This window comes from Pseudomonas sp. R3-41, assembly GCF_054161485.1.
On record NZ_CP096421.1, the window covers coordinates 4,090,585 to 4,090,815 of the forward strand.

The following is a 231-nucleotide window of genomic DNA, read 5'->3' on the forward strand; positions in this document are numbered from 1 at the left end:
CACGGGCCAAAGCGCTGGATAATCGTCACGTTCAACCGAAGGCGGCGGTTTGCGAACCGCGCCTTACAGGCCAAAAAAAATTAGAGCATTCGGTAGGTGATGTCTGTCATGGGAAGCAGGGACAAGCCCCGACGTCGGCCAGACAGGGCATACAGATGCGCGGGATCAAGGGCGAGCGCCCTGCCCGGAAGCCCGGGACAGGGCATTCATCCCTCAGGTGAAGCGGCCGAT